The organism is Sorangium sp. So ce296 (genome assembly GCF_051529605.1).
Lineage (GTDB): Bacteria > Myxococcota_A > Polyangia > Polyangiales > Polyangiaceae > Sorangium > Sorangium cellulosum_D.
Genome location: NZ_CP150325.1, coordinates 6,020,603 through 6,039,506 on the forward strand (window position 1 = coordinate 6,020,603; position 18,904 = coordinate 6,039,506).

The 18,904-nt window shown below is 71.7% G+C and carries 10 protein-coding genes; 4 read left to right on the forward strand and 6 right to left on the reverse strand.

The annotated features are described in order from the left end of the window. Positions 1-27 precede the first annotated feature (27 nt). Both WME98_RS22430 and WME98_RS22435 read left to right on the forward strand, forming a co-directional pair. A complete protein-coding gene (locus WME98_RS22430) occupies positions 28-1,563 on the forward strand; it encodes a porin (RefSeq protein WP_437953127.1) in 1,536 nt (511 codons plus the stop codon). A gap of 9 nt (positions 1,564-1,572) precedes the next feature. Continuing rightward, complete coding sequence (locus WME98_RS22435) at positions 1,573-5,142, forward strand: PHP domain-containing protein (protein WP_437953128.1); 3,570 nt, start codon at positions 1,573-1,575, stop codon at positions 5,140-5,142. A gap of 70 nt (positions 5,143-5,212) precedes the next feature. Here the strand turns inward: WME98_RS22435 and WME98_RS22440 are convergent, their stop codons facing one another. Continuing rightward, positions 5,213-10,327, reverse strand: coding sequence for an AAA family ATPase (locus tag WME98_RS22440; protein ID WP_437953129.1), 5,115 nt, complete (start codon positions 10,325-10,327; stop codon positions 5,213-5,215). A 232-nt stretch (positions 10,328-10,559) separates the two neighbouring features. Then, positions 10,560-11,408 (reverse strand): arylamine N-acetyltransferase family protein, encoded by an 849-nt coding sequence (locus WME98_RS22445; RefSeq protein WP_437953130.1) that lies wholly within the window; start codon positions 11,406-11,408, stop codon positions 10,560-10,562. Between the two features lie 86 nt (positions 11,409-11,494). Here WME98_RS22445 and WME98_RS22450 point away from each other — a divergent pair, with 86 nt between their 5' ends. Further along, positions 11,495-12,484, forward strand: coding sequence for a LysR substrate-binding domain-containing protein (locus WME98_RS22450; protein ID WP_437953131.1), 990 nt, complete (start codon positions 11,495-11,497; stop codon positions 12,482-12,484). Positions 12,485-12,548: 64 nt separating this feature from the next. On the opposite strand, the gene WME98_RS22455 is transcribed toward WME98_RS22450, so the two are convergent. The 4 genes from WME98_RS22455 to WME98_RS22470 form a co-directional block, all read right to left on the reverse strand. Beyond that, complete coding sequence (locus tag WME98_RS22455) at positions 12,549-13,850, reverse strand: PAS domain-containing protein (RefSeq protein ID WP_437953132.1); 1,302 nt, start codon at positions 13,848-13,850, stop codon at positions 12,549-12,551. A gap of 13 nt (positions 13,851-13,863) precedes the next feature. Beyond that, positions 13,864-14,379, reverse strand: a complete 516-nt coding sequence (locus WME98_RS22460) for a hypothetical protein (protein WP_437953133.1) — start codon at positions 14,377-14,379, stop codon at positions 13,864-13,866. Between the two features lie 402 nt (positions 14,380-14,781). Next, positions 14,782-16,242 carry an HTTM domain-containing protein gene (locus WME98_RS22465; RefSeq protein WP_437953134.1) on the reverse strand — a complete coding sequence of 487 codons (1,461 nt, stop codon included), beginning with the start codon at positions 16,240-16,242 and terminating at the stop codon, positions 14,782-14,784. Continuing rightward, entirely contained in the window at positions 16,136-17,152 is a 1,017-nt protein-coding gene (locus WME98_RS22470; protein ID WP_437953135.1) for a hypothetical protein, read from the reverse strand. Before WME98_RS22470 ends, WME98_RS22465 begins: the two co-directional genes overlap by 107 nt. Before the next feature lie 523 nt (positions 17,153-17,675). On the opposite strand from WME98_RS22470, the gene WME98_RS22475 reads away from it, so the two are divergent. Then, on the forward strand, positions 17,676-18,713 hold the full coding sequence (locus tag WME98_RS22475) for an oxidoreductase (RefSeq protein ID WP_437953136.1): 1,038 nt from the start codon (positions 17,676-17,678) through the stop codon (positions 18,711-18,713). Positions 18,714-18,904 lie beyond the last annotated feature (191 nt).

Genomic DNA, 18,904 nt, shown 5'->3' on the forward strand with positions numbered 1-18,904 from the left:
CTCGCCGCCGGCCGACAGGGGATGCCGATGACAGCTTGCGCATGGACGCGCCGCGGCGCGGCTCCTCGGTGGTGCAGGGCGACGCGGCGCTCGGGCGCCGCCTTCGTGGCCGCGGCGGCGCTCTGGTGTGCGCCGGCGGGCGCGCAGCCCAGCCGGCCGCTGCCGGTCCAGCCTCCGGCCGCCGACCCGCTCCCCGTGCCCCTGCCCGCGGCGCCGCCCGCCGCCGCGCCGCCCGCCGGCGCCACCTCCGTCGTGCCCCCCGGCGAGCCCGCGCCCGCCCCGCCGTCGGCCGCCCCCGCGACGCCGCCCGCCGCCACGCCGCCCGCCGCCGCGCCGCCCGCCGCCGCGGCGCTGCCGCCCGCCGGCGCCGCCTTGCCGCCCGCCGGCGACGCCTTGCCGCCCCCCGCGGGCGCGGCGCTGCCGCCCGCGGGCGCCGCGGCCGCCACGCCGGGCGCGGCGGCCGCGCCGTCGCCCGCCGGCTCCGACGCCGCGCCGCCGTCCGAGGGCGCCGCGGGGCCGCCGTTCCAGCTCAGCATCGGCCGGCTCCTGCTCTCGCCGCTCGTGCTCGTGCAGGCGCAGGCCGTGCCGTACGTCGGCGACGACGCCTACCTCCAGGCGGGCGACGTCGCCGAAGGGCAGGGGTTCCGCGTCCGGCGCGCCCGCGTCGGCTTCGCGGGCACGCTCGCCGGGTACGTGCCGTTCGCGGTCTCGGGCGAGCTCGCCGCGGGCGCGGACGGCGCGCCGCGGCTCTCCGAGGCGTGGATCGGCTACGCCCACTTCCCGTTCGCGCACCTCTATTTCGGCGCGCACGACGTGCCGTTCAGCCGCTCGGCGATGACGGGCGCCGGCGAGGGCGCGCTCCTCGAGCGGCCGTTCGCCGTGCGCGCCATGGCGCCCTTCCGCCAGGTCGGCCTCCACGTCGAGGGGCACTTCCGGGACAGGACGTTCAGCTACTTCGCCGGCATCTTCAACGGCTTCCAGCGCTCGGATCAGCTCTTCGCCGGCTACGTCGAGAACGCCGCGATCGCCGGCAACCGCTTCGACCACGTCGCCTACGTCGCGCGCCTCGCCACCGAGCCGCTCGGCCCCCTCCCGCGCTCGCTGCAGGACCTCGCCGTCTCGCGCCCCCGCCTCGGCGCGGGCGCGAGCTACTTCTTCAGCGACGGCGGGACGCGCGACATCCACGGCATCGGCGCCGACGTCCTGTTCCAGGCGGCCGGCGCGCACGCGCTCGCCGAGCTCCTCTGGAACCAGAGCGACCCCGAGCGCGCCCCGACGCAGCCGCTCGGCCAGCTCGCCCCGGTCACCTCGCTCGGCCTCGTCGGCGAGGTGGGCTATCTCGTGAAGCGCATCAAGCTCGGCGTGACCGCGCGCTTCGAGTGGCTCGATCCCAACCTCGATCTCGACGACGAGACCGACAGCTGGGCGCTCACCGCCGGCGCGAGCTACCACTTCATCGACAACGTGCTCAAGGCGCAGGCCGACTTCACCCACCGGCAGGAGATCCACGGCGTCGCGCTCGACAACGACGCCGTGGCGCTAGGGCTCCAGCTCAACCTGTAGCGGCCCGCCATGCGAACCCGCCGCTCCGTCCCCGTTCTGCTCGCGCCGCGCTCCGCCGTCGGCCTCGCCGGCCTGATCGGCCTGGTCGGCCTGGTCGGTTGCGACGCGCCGAACCTCCTGCGCGCCAAGCCGATCGAGAACCGGTTCGAGCTCGTCGGCGGGCCGGTGGCGATGGCCGATGTCGGCGATTTCCTTCTGGAAAACGACGAGATCCGGGTCGCGATCCTCGGGGCGCGCCACTCGCCGGGGCCGGGCGTCTACGGCGGCTCGCTGGTCGATGCCGACCTGCGCCGCCCCGATCCGCGCTTCGCGAGCGCGTCGGGGCGCGATCGCTTCGCCGAGTCGTTCCCGGTGGCCAACCTGCTCGTGCCGGATCCGGGCGCCACAGAGGTCTTCGTGGCGAAGGACGGCTCCGACGGGCAGGAGGCGATCGTCCGCGTCGAGGGCGACGGCGGGTTCCTCTTCCACGCGCTCGGCGTGCTGAAGACCCAGGAGGACCTGCTCGGCCTCCTGTTCGACGGCCTGAAGCCGGAGATGCGCTTCCGCACCGACTACATCCTCCGCCCGGGCGAGCGGTTCGTCACGATCCGCACGACGCTGCTGCTGCCGGACAGGGCGGTGGGGTGCCCGAGCGTCGGCGCCTGCGCGCTCGAGTGCGAGGACGGCCTCGCGGCGGGCGAGGACGGCTGCCCCACGTGCGCCTGCGGCGAGCCGCTCTCGCTCGACAACTACGCGGGGCCGTCGGACATCTTCCGGGGCATCCTCGGCGACGTCCGCGGCGAGGATCCCGAGCGGAAGGGCGGCATCGTCGCCGGCGATTTCGTCTTCTTCGGCAACCAGAACGACATCTTCGGCCCCGGCATCGGGTTCGACGAGGAGAAGGCGGTGTTCGACGCCCTCTTCTCCGGCCGGGACACGTTCCAGCGGCCGCTCAGCTTCGACTTCGTGGCCGCGGCGGGCGGCGACGTCAGCTACGGCTACTTCACCAAGGCGCGCCCGGGCGACCCGCCCTCCACGGTCAACGTCCCCGTGTTCACGAGCGCGGCCACCGCCTTCCTGAGCGCCGGCAAGAGCTGCCTCGCCGCGGGCGACGACGACGAGGCGTGCGACCACAAGCGGTCGTTCACCTACGAGCGCTACTTCGCCGTGGGCGAGGGCGACATCGCGAGCGTCGCCGAGGTGGTGTACGGCGCCCGCGGCGCGCCGACGGGCGCTGTCGAGGGCGCGGTCCTCTGGCGGTCGACCGGCGAGCCCGTGCCGAACGCGCGCGTCCACGTCTTCCGCGACCCCGACCCGGCCGCGCGCTTCGAGAGCGTCGACGCGCTCGTCGAGGCGAGCCTCGCGCGCTCGGGCGACGTGGGGCTCGTCAGCTCCATCGACGCCGACCTCGGGCTCGATCCGGTGGAGGACGGCGATTTCCGCGCGCGGCTCGAGCCCGGCGGCTACCTGCTCGTCGCGGAGAGCCCGGGCGGCGCGGCGGTGTCCGCGCCGATCCGCGTGGCGCTCGGCGCCGGGGCCACGGTGTCGGTCGCGGCGGAGCTGCCGAGCCCCGCGCGGGTCGCGTACCGGGTCGTCGACGAGGGCGGCCGGCTCTCGCCGGCCAAGCTGACGTTCGTCGCGCTCGACGCCGCGGGGCGGCCGCGCGAGGGCGACGGGACGCGGCGGGTCTACCTCGGCCACGGCCGGCTCGGCAGCGGCGTCCGGCAGATCGAGCGCTCGGCGACGGGCGAGGGCTCGGTCGAGATCGAGCCGGGCCGCTACCGCGTGCTCGTCACGCGCGGGCCCGAGTTCGGCCGGTTCGAGGTCCCCGATCTCGAGGTGCGCGCCGGGGAGATGCGGCGGATCGAGGCGGTCGTGCCGCGCGAGGTCGACTCGACGGGCTGGATGTCGATCGACATGCACCTGCACCAGCGCCCGAGCTTCGACAGCGGCATGCCGCTCGAGGAGCGGGTGACCTCGGCGGTCGTCGAGGGGCTCGAGGTCGCGGTGGCGACCGATCACGACGTGCACACCGATCTCGAGCCGGCGGTGCGGCAGCTGGGGCTCGAGCCGCTCTTGAAGACGGCGGTCGGCGCCGAGGTATCGACGCTCGAGCTCGGCCATTTCATCGGCTTCCCGCTCCGCTACGACGAGCTCGCGGTGCCGGATCACGGCGTCTTCGACTGGGTCTGCCGCCCGGGCAGCGACGTGATCGACGGCGTCCGCGGCGCGGCGGCGGACGGCGAGGACGCGCTCGTGATCGTGGCGCACCCGCGCGACGGGTTCATCGGGTACATCGACCAGCTCGGCGTGGACCCGTTCACGCTGGACCGGACGATCCCCACGCTCGAGGCGAGCAACCCGCTGTTCCAGGCGGGCAGCTGCGATTTCGACGCGATGGAGGTCTTCAACGCGAAGCGGTTCGACCTGCTCCGGACGCCGACCGTGCAGGAGGTGGTCGATTTCAACCGCTGCCTGTCCCGGATCGACGCCGCGCGGGACGAGGCGTCGCTCGGCGCGGCGTGCGGCGGGATCCCCGTGGAGCTGCCGGCGTGCCTGCCCGGCGAGCGGTACGCGGTGTGCCAGCAGCGCGCCCGCTCGGCGCTCGCCTGGCAGGTCACGAAGCGGATCCTGACGAGGACGCCCGAGGAGCAGGACGCGATCTGGCGGTTCGACCGGACCGCGGCCGAGGGGGAGGCGCTCTGCCTGGTCGGCGAGGGGGGCGCGGTCCCGGAGGAGGACGCGGATCGGCCGTGCACGTTCCATGCGGGCCAGGTCGACGATCTGTTCCGCTACCTCGACCACGGCTTCTCGCCGACGCAGCTCGGGAGCAGCGACAGCCACGGCGCGTCGCCGGAGCCGGGGTTTCCGCGCACCTATTTCCGCTCGCCGACCGACCAGCCCGCGGCGATCGATCTGGGCGGGGTCACCGGCGCGCTGCGCGCGGGCAGCGCGTTCGCGACGTACGGTCCGTTCGTCCGCGCGGGCGTGGGCGGCGCGACGTACGGCGGGGTGGCGCGGATCGAGGGCGACACGGTGCCGCTCGATCTGCGGATCGAGACGGCGAGCTGGTTCGGCGTGGATCGCGTCGAGGTGTACGTGAGCGGCCGGCTGGTCCGGGTGCTCGAGCCCTCGGCGGGGCCGTCGGCGATCGTGGACGTCGACGAGCGGCTCGAGCTGCCGGCGCCGGCGTCGGACGGCTGGGTGGTGGTGGTGGCGATGGGGTTGCGCGACGAGAACCTCCTCACGCCGGTCGCGCTGCCGGTCGCGTTCGGAGAGCTCCAGCTGCCGCGGGTGGCGAGCCTCGCGTTCACGCAGGTCGAGGCGCTCTCGCGGTTCTTCACGGCGTCTCCGCCGGTCCCCGACTGGTACCCGGTGGCGCCGTACGCGGTCACGAACCCCATCTTCCTGGACCGCGACGGCAACGGCGTTTACGACGCCCCGCTCGGCCCGCCTCCGTTCTGCGCGAGGCCCTGCGATCCGAGCGTGATCGACCCATCGCAGTGCCCGAAAGGGCAGGAGTGCCTGCTGGAGGAGCGGGTGTGCGGGATCTTCGTGCTGGGCCGCTGCGAGGACAAGCAGGCGTCGCAGCGTGACTAGCGTCCGGGCGGGGGCGCCCGTCCGCGCGCTCCGCATCGGGCGGGGGGGCGATGCGGAGCGCGCCGCACGCTCAGTGGACCTGTCCGGTGCCGGACGGCGCGAGCGCGTGGGCCACGGCGCTCTGCAGCGTCGAGCGGGTGACGATGCCGCGGAGATCGATCCCGCCCTGCACGAGCGCGCGGGCGATCTCCGGCTGCATCCCCGTCAAGATCGCCCGCGCGCCGAGCAGACGCAGCGCCGAGGCGGTGCGGATCAGCGTGTCGGCGACCCCGGCGTCGACGTGCTTCAGGCCGGTGATGTCGATGATGACGACGGACGGGTTGTGGCGCTGGACGCCGGCGAGGGTCGCCTCCAGCACCTGGGCGGCGCGCGCCGCGTCCATCGTCCCGATGAGCGGCATGACCAGGACGCGATCGGTGATGGGGATGATGGGCGTCGCCATCTCCGAGAGGCGCAGGCGCTGCACCTCGATGATCTCCTCCTGGAGGGCCGCCCGGGCCCGCTCGGCGCGCTCGCGCTCGAGGAGCTCTTCGAGCAGCCGCTCATTGGCCTGGTTCAGCTCGTCCGCCTTCTGTGACAGGCGTTCGTTGACCGAGGAGAGCTCCTCGGTGCGCCGCTGCACCTCGCTCTCGAGCCGGTCGCTCATGGCGCGATGTCCCTCGGAGATCTCCTGCAGGCGGCTGTAGAGCAGCGCGTTCTCGAGCGCCGCTGCGATCTGCGCGCCCAGCAGGCGGAGCAGCTCGGTTTGCTCCGGCGTGAAGGCGCCGCTCGCGAGCGCGTTCTCCACGTACAGCACGCCCGTGAGCCGGTTCTGGTGGATGAGCGGAAGGCCCATCACCGATTTCGGCCGACGCGCGGCGAGGTAAGGATCCGCCGCGAAGCGAGGGGTCGCGGCGGTGTCGTCGAGGATGACGAGCTCTCGCGTGCGCGCCACGTAGTGTACGACGCTGACCGGAAGATCCGAGGACTCCTCGAGCGGACGCCGGAGCTCCACCTCGATCGATTCAGGGTCGATCGTGATGGCCGCCTCGATGACCAGCCGGTCCTCGCGCGCGAGCACCAGGAAGCCGCGCTGGCCGCCGGCGCTCGAGAGGACGGCGCGCATCACGCGATCGAGCGCCTTGCCGAGCACGAGCTCGCTGGAGATCGCGTGCGTCGCCTGCAGCACCGCCGCGACGTCGACGAGCTTGTTGAGGAGCGGGTGGTTCACCGAAATGGTGCTCGATCTGGAGATGGCCTGATCGCGCTCCGCGGGCGCTCTGTCCGCGGGGAGCGCGTCGAGCCCGTGCTGCCGGATCAGCGCCGCGGTCTTTCGCTCGGCCCCCCACTGCCGGTAGGCGTGCATCGCCGCGTTCAGGTAGAGCGCCGCGATGCGCCGCCGGCCCTTGCGGGCGTAGTACAGCCCGGCCAGCTCCGACGCGAGCGCCTCGTACTGGATGAACTCGCTCTGACGGGCGGCGTCGATGGCGTCGTCGTAGAGCTCCATCGCCTCGGCGTCGCGGCCGGAGGCGCGCGCCATCTCGCCGAGCACCAGGAGGTGCTTCGCGCGGAAGTTGTCAGGGCACTGGGTCGCCCAGAGCTCGAGCTTCTTGAGCGACGCGGAGAGCGCCTCGGCGTGCCGCTCGCGCTCACGCGGGTCGCGCTCGCCGAGCGCGACGAGCGTGAGCGCGAGATAGAAGTGGTATGTCGCCTCGATCGGCATCGCCATGACGGCCCCGAGGACCGGGCGCGCCGCCTCCGCGGCAGCGAGCGCCGCATCGGGCCGGCCGTGGGAATAGAGCAGGATGAGCCGGATGATATGATAAAAGGCGATACCGCACCCGAAGCTCGCCCGGGTGAGGGCGGCCAGGTACTCCTCCTCGGGGAAGCCCTCCTCGCTCAGCGAGACGTCGTCCGCGGTGAGCCCCTTCAGATTGCGCAGGAATTGCTGCTCCAGCCGGATGGTCTCGAGGACGGCGCGGTTGCCTGTCTTTCGCGCGAACGAAGCGAAGCGCTCGGCGACGCGATGGACCTCCTCCAGCGGGTCGCCCTTCTCGTACACCTGCCAGACGGTCTCGAAGGCCAGGTAGCTCGCGTACACCAGGTCGCCGGCCTCGAGGCAGGCGAGGAACGCCCTCTCCAGGATGGGCAGGTCGTTCCGGATGTGCTGGACCCAGACGTTGATGTGATCGCCGTGGAGGTGCAGCAGCGTACCGCGCAGCGAGACGTCCCCGAGCTTCTCGTTCAGCCGGATCGACATCTCCGAGAAGCGGAATCCCGAGGGGATATCGCCGAACGCCGAGACCAGCATCAGCCCGTACACGCTGTACGCGAAGCACGACGCCTCGGTGTTGCCGTGCCGCAGCGACAGGTTGAGCATCTTCAGCGCGATGAGCGGGAACACGCCCGGCCGCCCGATGTACGCGCAGGGGGCGCAGTCGGCGAGCAGGTTGATGGTCGCGCGGATGTGCTCATCGGCGAGCAGCGGCGCGTGTAGGATGTCCTCGATGCTCCTGCCCGCCATGCTCTCGGGGATCTGCGCGATCTCGGCCGAGACGGCGGCGCCGATCTCCTCGCTCGCCCCGGGGATCTCGACGCCGAACAGGCGCAGCGCCTCCTGTCCCACCGTGACGCCCTCGTCGTAGCGGCCGGCCACCTGATAGAGCTTCATCCGCAGGCTCTGCACCCGCGCCCGATCGAGGTTGGACCGCGCCGTGTCGAGCAGGCGCTGGAACAGCGCCTCTGCCTCGGCGAAGCGGCCGCACAGGTACTCGCACTCGGCGGCCTCCAGCGTGAGCGCCCAGCGCAGCGCGCGATCCCCGGAGGCGTCGTCGTCTCCGATCGCGCTCCGTCCGGCGCTGAGGTACTCCGCCGCGGCCCCATAGGCGGTCGCGCTCTTGGCCTTCCTCCCGGCGCGCAGGTTCAGGCGCCCGAGCAGCTCGCGCTCGCCGGGATCGGAGACGAGGGGGGCGCCGTAGTTCAGGTGGTTCACGATATCGAAGAGCTGCTCTTCCGGCGCCTCGCCGCGCTGACTGGCCAGCATCAGGCGGCCGACGCGCAGGTGGGCAGCGCGCTTGTGCTCGTCCGCGATGAAGGCATACGCCGCCTGCTGGACGCGATCGTGCAAGAACTGGTAGGAGACGGCCAGCGACGCCTCGCTCGCGGGCTCGCCCTGCGATGGCTCTCCCGGCTGGACGAGCCGGTAGTCTGCGTCGATGGGGAGCAGGACCCCTTCCTGCATGGCCTCCCACAGGTCCTGCGCCACCTGCGCGGCGGTCTGCTCGGAGATCGTCGCGAGCGTGCGCAGGTCGAACCTGTGCCCGATGCACGCCGCGAGCTTCAGGGCGCGCTGGGTGGGCGGCGAGAGCCTCTGCAGCTTCGCGATCATGAAATCGACGACGTTGTCCGTCACGGCGCGCGACTCGATGGCCGCGAGGCTCCAGGTCCATCTGCCGGTCTCCGGCTCGCAGCGGAGGAGCCCGTCGTCGCTCAACATCCGCAGAAATTGCCCGATGAAGAACGGGTTGCCCTGCGTCTTCCCGTGAATGAGCTCGGCGAGCTGCGCGACGTCCTGCGCCGCGCGGCCCAGGGCGTCCGAGACGAGCGCCGTCACGTCCTCCGGCGAGAGCGGCGCGAGCGGGATGTCCGTCACCGCCGCGTCCGCAGCGCGGACGGCGTCGAGGGTGATGATGAGCGGGTGCGCCGGGCTCACCTCGTTATCGCGGTACGCCCCGACGACCAGGAGGTGGCTCGTGTCGGGGTCGGTGAGCAGGAGACGCAGCAGCCGGAGCGACGCCGGATCCGCCCATTGCAGGTCGTCGAGGAACAGGACCAGCGGGTGTGACGGGGCGGCGAGCACGCCGAGGAGGCTCCGGAAAACCATGTCGAAGCGGTTCTGCGACTCGGAGGGGCCGAGCGCCGCGACCGGGGGCGCGTCGCCGATGATGAGCGCGAGCTCGGGGATGAGCTCGGTCAGGACCCCGGCGCTCGCGCCGAGCGCCGCGCCGAGCTCTGCTCTCCAGCGGGACAGCGCCTCTGTCCGCTCGGAGAGGATCTGCTGCACGAGGCCCCTGAACGCCTGGACGATCGAGGCGCAGGGCACGCCGCGGTTCAGCTGGTCGAATTTCCCGTGCGCGAAGTGCCCCCCGACCCTGGCGATCGCTTTGTAGGTCTCGTGGACCAGCGCGCTCTTGCCGACGCCGGAGTATCCGGCGACGAGCACGAGCTCCGCCGCGCCGCCCCGGACCCGCTCGAAGGCGGCGAGGAGCCGGTGCCGCTCCGCGTCCCGGCCGTAGATTTTCTGCGGGACGCGCAGCTCGTAGCTGCGATCGCTCCGCCCGATCGAGAAGGGATGGACCCGGCCCGTCTGCTCGAGGGAGCGCAGGCACTCCGCGAGGTCGGCCTTGACGCCGTACGCGCTCTGGTACCGGTCCTCGGGGGTCTTGGCGAGGAGCTTCATGACGATCTCGGACACCGGCTGAGGCACGTCCCCGCGGCGCTCGTGCGGCGGCACGGGCGGCCGCGCGATGTGGCTGTAGAGGAGGTCCATGGGATCGGCGTCCGAGAACGGCAGCGCGCCGGTCAGCATCTCGTACAGGGTGACGCCGAACGAGTAGAGATCCGCGCGGTAGTCGATGCCCCTGTTCATGCGTCCGGTCTGCTCGGGCGATATGTACGCGAGCGTCCCTTGCAGGGTGGAGACCGAGGTCGGCTGCTGGAATTCCTGCTGGAGCCGCGACGCGGCGCCGAAATCGATGAGCGTGGCGCGGCGTAGGTCCGAGCCGATGATGATATTCCTGGGATTGATGTCCTTGTGCGTGATGTGACAGCGGTGCACCGCGCCGAGGGCGTCGGCGATGGCGACCGAGAGCGCCAGCGCCGTGCGCAGATCCAGCCGGCGATCGTGGAGGAGCGCCCTCAGGGTCGTGCCCTCGACCGCCTCCGTGACGAGGGCGAGGCCGCCGCGGGTCCTCTCGAGCGAGCACACCCGCACCACGGCGTCGAGGTCCAGATCGCGGAGCAGACCGAACTCGTGCCGCAACAGGGCGAGATCGCGGACGCTCGGGTGCTCGCCCTTCAGCGTCTTGATGACGACCGGCCGCTGATCCGCGGTGCGGCGGCCGCGGTACACATGGGTCTTGCTGCCTTCGTGGATCAGCTGCTCGACAACAACTCCTGGCAAATCGATCGACGCTGTGGTGCCCATATGTGCATGTGCTCGAGTTCGTGATGGCCCTGACACTCTGTTTTGTCTGGTCGATCGCGAGCCGAGAGCATGAATATAGAACAATCTTCGTCGGGATCGCGCGAAGAACGCACGTGATGAAGACTCGACGTGTGCCGGGTCACGCTCTCGCGTCCGGCGCATTTTGTGCGCAGGGCAGGTCCTCTTCTTGCGCCGTTGCGCCGTTGCACCGTTGCGCCGTTGCGCCGTTGCGTTAAAATCTCTCCTCTCTCTCGCTCGCTCCACCGGGAGGCGCGAGGCGGCGCAACGCCTGATCGAGCCCGTCCAGGCCTGAAAGGTCGAGCCCGAACTCCCCCTCGAGCACCTCGCGCAGCGCGCCCGCGCTCGCGAGCGTGCGCTGCTCGACGCCTCCGTCGCGGCGCCGGTACGTGAGCTCGCGATCGAACAGCGTGACGCGCCCTTCGGCGGTCGGCCGCGCCACGACCAGGCTCCGCACGAAGAGCGACGCGGGGTTCGTCGAGACCCACCAGTTGAACAGGTCGTAGTCGGCGGGGAGCTGCTCGGTGAGATCGAACCAGTACAGCGCGCGCCAGGCCTCACCCGACTTCACCTCGAGCGCCTGACCGCCGTCCTCTCCGCGCAACCGGAAGGTCTCGAGCGGCGTCTCCTGCTCGACGTCGTGCACCAGCCTGAGCGGCGCGACCGGCGCGAGCGCCCCGAACCCGACGTCGGCGAGGTACGTCCCCTCCGCCAGCTCGACGCGGAGCAGCATGTGGCTGCGCGGCCTGGTCTCGCCCTCGGGCACGTTCCACCGCACGCGCGCCGCGAGCCCGCGCACCTCGAACCCGAGCGCGCGCAGCGCGTGCGCGAGCAGCCCGTTCTGCTCGTAGCAGTACCCGCCGCGGCGGCCGCGCACGAGCTTGCGCTCGAGCGCCGCGGGGGAGAGGTCGACGCGCCGCCCCGACCACGGGTCGAGGTTCTCGAACGGGATCGCGCGCGGATGCAGGGCGTGGACGGCGCGCAGCGTATCGAGCGTCGGCGCGCGGGGGCCGTCGTAGCCGATGCGCGCGAGGTAGGCGTCGAGCAGGGAAGGATCGTTCATGCGATCATCCTGCTACGTGGACGATCTGGCCGGTAGAGGCCTCCATTTGAACGTATCGTCCACCACGTGGTACGATTGTCCGGCCGATGGACGAATGGGACGACCTCGCGCTGTTCGTGCGCATCGCGGAGCACGGCGGGCTGTCGGCGGCGGGGCGCGCGCTCGGCGTGCCCAAGTCCAGCCTGAGCCGGCGCCTCCAGCTCCTCGAGGAGCGGCTCGGGGTGCGGCTCGTCCAGCGCACCTCGCGCAAGTTCATCATCACCGACGTGGGCGAAGAGGTGCTCGAGCACGCGCGCGCGATGCGCGTCGCGGCGGACGCCGTCGAGAGCGTGGCGCGCCGTCGCGTCGCGGAGCCCAGCGGGATGATCCGGCTCACCTGCTCGATCGGCATGAGCAAGCACCTCGTCGCGCCGCTCCTGCCGCGCTTCATGGTGCGTCACCCGAAGGTGGACGTGTTCCTTCACGCGACGAATCGCCTCGTGGATCTGGTCGAGGAGCGCTTCGACCTCGCGCTCCGCGGCTATGGCGGCCCGCTGCCCGACACCGGGCTCGTGCAGCGGCTGCTCTCGCCGACGCCGTGGGTGCTCATGGCCGCGCCGCGCTACCTCGACGCGCGCGGCGCGCCCGCGACGCCGGACGAGCTCCGCGCGCATCCCGGGCTGCTGCTCGGCGGGCCGAGCTCACGCGCTGTCTGGCGGTTGCGCTCCCGCGAGGCGACCGAGGAGATCCCGTTCGTGCCGCGCCTGCGCACCGACGACTCCGTGACGCTCCTCGGCGCGGCCGTGGCGGGCCTCGGCATCGCCGCGCTGCCCGAGTACTCGTGCCGTGACGAGCGCGCGCGCGGGGAGCTGCGGCGCGTGCTGCCCGAGTGGCAGGTCGGCGATCACCGCGTGACGATGCTGATGCCCTCGCGCCGCGGCGAGCTCCCGGCGGTGCGCGCGCTCGCGGACTTCTTCGCGGTCGAGGTCCCGCGGCTCGTGCGGCGCGGAACCCCCCGCGACGGCGCGAGCGCCGAGCCCGCCCGCCGGCGAGCCCGGGCCCGAGCGCCCTCGGACGCGAGAGGAGAGGGCGGATGACGCCGCAGCTCCCCGGGCTCGCCCCGATCGCCGCGGCGGCGCCGCTGCCTCGGCCCGGGGCTGCCTACCAGGCGCTGCTCACCGCGTGAGCAATGCCGCTTTGCAAGGTGCCCTTCGTCACGAGGCCGCTCAGATCGATGCCCAGGTGAACGAGCGTCTGGGCCACTTCGGCGCGAATCCCGGTGAGCACCACCTGCGCCCCGAGGAGCCGAACCGACCTCGCCGCCCGGAGGACGGCGTCCGCCGTGTGGCTATCGACCTCGCGGACGCCCGTGATGTCGATGATGGCCACGCTCGCGCCGGTCCTCTCGACCCCTTGCAGCAGCGCGTCGATCACCCGCTGCGCGCGCTCGTGATCGATGCCGCCGATGAGCGGCATGACCATGACCTTGTCCGTGATCGGAATGCACGGCGCGGACAGCTCGTCCAGCCGCGCCGCCTGCATGCGGATGATCTCTTCCCTGAGCCGCGCCGCCGCTTCCGCCTCTGCTGCTTGCCTGCGGGAGGTGACGTCCACGGTCACGCCGCGCACGCCCACGACCGCGCCGGCCTCGTCCTTGATAGGGACCATGCCGATCTCCACGTGGATGGTGCGCCCGTCCTTGGTGATCCATCGAACGGAGCAGACGCCCCCGCCGGCAGCCAGCATCGCGCCGGTCTCGGCCAGGGCCCGCGGCTTGTCGTCGGGGTGGGTGATGGTCAGCCAGAACTCGCTGGTCGAATACCAGTCGGCCGCGCTGTATCCGGTCAGCACCTTGACGTAGTCGCTGACGAATTGAGCGCTCGGCGTCGCAGCGCCGTCGCCGAACCGCGTCTCCCACACGAGCGCCGGCACGTTCGCCAGGATGCTGTCGAGCCTCTGGCTCAGCGCTTGCGCCTGCTCGAGGACGCGGGTCTTCTCGGCGTCCAGCGCCGCGAGCTCGGCGAGCCGGACCTCGAGCTGGCCCGCCTGCTTCTCGATGATCTCCTCGCGCTGCGTGACGAACCATAGCCCGATTTGAAACGTGGCATGGGACAGCAGCTCCTCCAGCGCGCGCGTCGCGGACGGCGGGATGTCGCGTTCGTTGTCCAACCTCGCGAAGAGCGCCTTGCGCAGCGACGTGATCAACAGGCGCAGATCGTGCCAGCCGACCTGCACGGGCTGAGGGACATCGAGGAGCTCCGTCACGGCCCTCCGGGTCTGCTCGGTCGCGCCGCGCTCGACGTCGGCCGCGAGGGCGGCCAGGAGCCTGGCGACGAGCCGCCGTGCGGCCGGGGCACCCATGCTGGCGAACGCCCCCCCGCGCCGCTTCACGAGCTGATCACAGAGCTCCGCCGAGAGCTCGTCGGACGCCCGTTCGATGTGCTCGCTCACCGATGTCGTCATCAGGTTGGCCATTTCACCATGTGATGTGAAACGTGCACAACGGCGCGCCTCTGTCCATGCAGCCGTCCGTGCCGTGCTCGAGCAGCGCTCTCTGGCCGAATTTCTTGAAGCACCCTTGGACGACGCCGCGGCACGCCGCACATGGAAACAACGGGGTTGCGTAGTGGATGATCGCGCTGTGCTCGTCCTCGAAGGTGGTGGCGATGTACCCGATGCCGGGTCCTCGGACGTTCATGCGGTATGCCGTGTCGAGGCTGGCCAAAGCGTCCTTCGGGCCCTTGATCTCCGGAGGGAGCCTCGCCGATTCCATGATCTTCATCCCGACCGCATGGAGGACCACGTCGCCGACCTGCTCGCCGACGGCCATGAAGATGGATCGAGCCGTCTCCAGCGGGTACCAAGCATCCTCGTCGATTCCATCCAGGCCATGAGCCTTGAGGATCCGGTCGATGAGCGTTTGTGACCGCTCGAGGCCGCGGATGAAGGAGTGCAGCGCAGCACCAGAGTATTGCCCATCGAGCTCCGACACGGATCACCTCCCAAGACACGTGGATGGTGCTGCAATCCTGCAGCGATGACAAGCCGATTCGGGGTCGTCGTCGCGCCCAGCCGGTCGGCGGGCACACGAGGCGCCGAGGGACGCGTGCAGCCCAGAGGCTGTAGAGCGACGACAACCTCTTCTACGGGCAGGATTGTCGCGCGGGTTACTCTTCAGGGGTGCTGTGACGATGGGCGGAGGGCCGCCGCTCTCGGCAGCAGCGAGGCGGCCTCTTCGTCGTGGCACGACTTCCAACCAGGCTCGTCAGCGAACGGCGGCTCCGGAGCTCAGCGCCGGCGAGCTGGAAAGGGCGACCGGCTTTTGCCCTCTCGTCCGTGCCTCTGGGGTTCAAGCTCTTCCGTCACCGGGCCAGCGCCGCTGGGCGGCGCGGGGCTAGGGGGGCTGCACGACCGCGAGGACCCCTCTCGGCTGCGACCCGAGGTCCAGCGTCGGGTCGACGAGATCGCGGTACGGCCCTCCGTTCAGCGACGCGACGACCCTGGCCGTGACGATCGGCCTCACCCCGAAGTCCTCCCGCCAGCGGTCGGCCACGTGGTGCGCGAAGTCGACGATCATGTCGGGCCGCGTGCTCATCTCCCCGAGCTGGCGATCGGTGAGCCACGCCTCGAGGTCGAGCGACTCGCGCACGCCGGTCCTCGGATCCAGCACGCGGATGTCGAGCTCGCTCACGTTCTTGTCGCGCAGCTTCATCCGCCACGAGAACCGGTGTCCGGCCTCGTTCCAGGCGACGTCGCCCGGATAGGCCCAGTGGCGGAGCGGCACCGCCAGGTGGACCAGGAGGTACCCGTGGAGCAGCGCGAGCGGCAGGCCGCGCCGCCGCCCCGCCGCGGGCGAGGGGACCTCGGCGCCGTCGCCCGGGCGGTCCGCGCGCCGGAACCGGAAGAGGAGCGGCAGGCGCCGCCTCGGCCACGAGGGATCGGCGAAGAGCGCGAGCGAGGCGATCATCGCGTAGGGGAAGATCCCGATCTTGAAGAGGAGCGCGTTGGAGAGGTTGAAGACCACGGCGAGCGCCGCGCCGATCGGGAAGGTTCGTCGAGAGAAGAGCAGAAAGCCCATCGAGAGGTCGATGAGCAGCCCTGCCCACGAGAGCGCGAGCCCCGCGGCCGGCGCGGCGAGGAGCGGCCCGACGAGGGGCGCGCCGCGGCGCTCGGCGAGCCACATCGTGAGCGGCTGCCCCGCTAGCCAGTCGCCGTTCAGCTTCGCGACGCCGCCGTAGAAGTAGACGATCGCGATCTGGGCCTTGAGGGCGAACAGGTAGAGGCGCGGCGCCGTCTCGGCGGGCGCGCCGGCCGGCGAGGCGCGGCGCGCGCGGAGGCGATCGAGCGAGAGGGCGCGGTGCGCCGGGGCGACGGCGAGCAGCAGGCCGAGGAGGCAGAGGAGATAGAGGTGGTTGAGGTACTGGGCCTTGTCGAGGAGGAAGACATACGTGAGCGCGGCGCAGAGGAGCGCGGCGCTCACCCGGTAAAAGAGCCCGGCGGCGCAGAGGAGCGAGAGGACGAAGACGGCGGCGAAGTGCCAGTACATCCCCGTCCCGCCCCAGGGGCGGATGAAGGGGACGAAGCTGAAGTAGAAGCCGGGCTCGATGTAATAGCGGTAGATCCGATCGTGGAGGACGTACCGGACGACCTCCCACGCGATCAGGCCGCCATAGGCGACGCGGAAGACGGCGAGCGAGGCGGCGTCGACCTCGGTTGAGAGGTAGGCCGCCCAGCGCCGCGCGAGGGCCCTAGTGGCGGTGGTGGGGGTGGTGGTGGTGCTTGTGCTTGTGCTTGTGCTTGCCGTGCACGTGGATGTGGACCGGTCGCCCGTCGTCATCGTCGTCGTCGTCGTCATCGTGGACCACCACCACGCCCGGGGCCGCATTGACCTTCACGCCCACGTTCCACGTCGTCGCCACGATCACGTTCAGGGCCGGCGCGGCCGGGCCGACCACGACGTGCACGCCGGGGCGGTAGCCGACGAGCACCACGTCGGCGTGGGTCGGGTGCGCCACGACGACGGTGAGCTTCACGGGGTTCACCTTGGCGGCGACGGTGCCGACGACGTAGAGGCCGCCCGGGCCGGGGGTCAGCACGACGACCTCGGAGCTCGAGCCCACGAAGCCGAGCTTGATCTTGCGGTCGCCGACAGGGATGGGCTTGAGGTTCGCGTCGAGGACGTACACCCGCACCTGACCGGAGGCCTTGTCCGCGACCACCTCGATCGTGTCGTCGCCGACCACCTGGATGATCCCGCCGTTCGGGCCCGTCTTGCCCGCGGGGATGGGCCTCTTCTCGGCCTTTCGCGCGCCCTCGACGATGACCCTCGTGCCCCCTGCGGGCACGTGGAGCGTGCCAATCCACGGCTTCCCGGCGACGACGATGTCGTACCTCACCGGAGTGAGGTCGGCCTCGAGCTTGGGCCCGGCCGCGACGAGGAGCCCTGTCTTCGCGTCGAGCGCGAGCGGGATCTTCTCCTCGCCGCTCGGCCCTTTCCAGGTGAGCGTGCCGCTCACGTCCTTGTCGATGGGCTTGCCGTCGGGCCCCTTCACGATCGCGCGCACGGCGCCGTCGGGCGCGATCTCCCAGCCGACCGAGCCGCCGTCGTGCTCCTCGGTGAGCGGCTCTTCGAGCGCGACCGGGGCCGCCTCGACCGACTCCTCGGTTACGCTGGCCTCGGCGGTGCTCTTGCAGCCGGCCGCGAGGGAGCTGCCGGCGATCAGGGCGGTCAGGGCGACCGCGGAAACGACGCGCGTGGCGTACATCAAAGCCTCCAAGCGGAGGAGGTTATCGCAAAGAGCGCTGCCGCGTCTCCGTGAACGCTCTCACGCCGCGGCGATCAGGGGGCAGGGGCGACGACATCGGAGGCGCGGTGACCACCTCTCCCGCGCTCCTCGGTCGCGCGGGACTCTGCGGTGAGATCGTGCGCGTCGGAGGGGCCTTTGGCGGTGGTGGCCCAATTGCCCCCGGAGTGATTCCCATGAAGGCGGGAAGGCAGGAAGATCATTGATCTTTTCTTCCCGCCTTCCCGCCTTCATGTTCGAATCTGGCCACCACCCCTTTGGCGGTGCGACACACGGAATCACGATCGCTGTGGACGCTCGTGGCGGTTCGCCCGTCGCGATCGCGAGGGGTGCGGATGTGCTGGGCGGCTCGCCCGTCGCGATCGCGAGGGGTGCGGACGCCCCTGGCGGCCCGCCTCCTCCGGCGCGCCGCGGCCGTACGCGCGCCGCCGGGCTTCCCCCCAGTGGCTCTTCGGGCTAGCGTCCGCGGCGAGCTCGCCCAGCCATGTCCCAGCGCGTCTATGTCGGCCTCGTCGGCTACGGCCTCGCCGGCGCCGTCTTTCACGCCCCGCTGATCCGGGCCATCCCGCGGCTGCGCCTCGCCGCCATCGCGACCCGACGGGAGGGCCAGGTCATGACCGACCACTCTGGCGTCGCCGTGCATCCGACGCCCGAGGTGCTGATCGCCGAGCCCGGGATCGACCTCGTGGTCATCGCCTCGCCCAACGAGACCCATGTCCCGCTCGCGCGCGCGGCGCTCGAGGCGGGCAAGCACGTGGTCGTCGACAAGCCGTTCACGATCACGAGCGCCGAGGCGGACGAGCTCATCGCCCTGGCCGCCCGTCGCGGCCGGCTCCTCTCGGTGTTCCAGAACCGCCGCTGGGACGCGGATTTCCGCACGGTGCGCCACTGCATCGAGCAGGGTCTGCTCGGCGAGGTGGCCTCGTACGAGGCGCACTTCGACCGGTTCCGCCCCGCCATCAAGCAAGGCTGGCGGGAGGAGGCGGCCCCGGGCTCGGGCATCCTGTACGACCTCGGCGCGCACCTGATCGATCAGGCCCTGGTGCTCTTCGGCCCGCCGCGCGCCGTCACCGCCGACCTCCTGGCGCAGCGGCCCGAGGCGCGCACCGTCGACTATTTCCACCTCACGCTCGACTACGGCAGGCGCCGGGTGATCGTGCGCTCCTCGACGCTGGCGTGCGAGCCCGGCGCGCGCTTCGCGGTCCACGGCGACGGCGGGAGCTTCCTCAAGTACGGCATCGACGGCCAGGAGGATGCCCTCAAGGCGGGCAAGCGCCCCGGCGCGCCGGAGTGGGGCCGGGAGGACCCGCGCTGGTTCGGCACGCTGGTCACGGCGACCGGCGAGCGTCGCGCGATCGAGAGCCTGCCCGGCGCCTACGAGGCCTATTACGAAGGGATCGCGGACGCGATCCTCGACGGCGCCCCGCCGCCGGTGCGCGCCGAGGAGGCGCGCGACGTGATCCGCATCATCGAGGCCGCGATGCAGAGCTCGTCCGAGCGCCGGACGATCCCGCTAGAGTGAGCGGCCGCGACCGGATCAACATCAAATAAGTATTAGCGTAGGCCCCCGGCGAGGGGGCTCGTGGCGCGGGGTGGGGGTGGGGGATGGGCCGATGTTTGAGGCGTGGACATGGCTCATCCGGCTTGCCGGATGAGCCATGTCCACGCCGAGTTCGGCGGGGCCCCCACCCCCACCCCGCGCCACGAGCCCCC

Excerpts from the sequence above, each read along its gene's own strand:
- WME98_RS22455 (WP_437953132.1), bottom strand. The coding sequence starts at position 13,850 with ATGACGACATCGGTGAGCGAGCACATCGAACGGGCGTCCGACGAGCTC.
- WME98_RS22475 (WP_437953136.1), top strand. The coding sequence starts at position 17,676 with ATGTCCCAGCGCGTCTATGTCGGCCTCGTCGGCTACGGCCTCGCCGGC.
- WME98_RS22430 (WP_437953127.1), top strand. The coding sequence starts at position 28 with ATGACAGCTTGCGCATGGACGCGCCGCGGCGCGGCTCCTCGGTGGTGC.
- WME98_RS22445 (WP_437953130.1), bottom strand. The coding sequence starts at position 11,408 with ATGAACGATCCTTCCCTGCTCGACGCCTACCTCGCGCGCATCGGCTAC.
- WME98_RS22440 (WP_437953129.1), bottom strand. The coding sequence starts at position 10,327 with ATGGGCACCACAGCGTCGATCGATTTGCCAGGAGTTGTTGTCGAGCAG.
- WME98_RS22465 (WP_437953134.1), bottom strand. The coding sequence starts at position 16,242 with ATGACGACGACGACGACGATGACGACGGGCGACCGGTCCACATCCACG.
- WME98_RS22435 (WP_437953128.1), top strand. The coding sequence starts at position 1,573 with ATGCGAACCCGCCGCTCCGTCCCCGTTCTGCTCGCGCCGCGCTCCGCC.
- WME98_RS22470 (WP_437953135.1), bottom strand. The coding sequence starts at position 17,152 with ATGTACGCCACGCGCGTCGTTTCCGCGGTCGCCCTGACCGCCCTGATC.
- WME98_RS22450 (WP_437953131.1), top strand. The coding sequence starts at position 11,495 with ATGGACGAATGGGACGACCTCGCGCTGTTCGTGCGCATCGCGGAGCAC.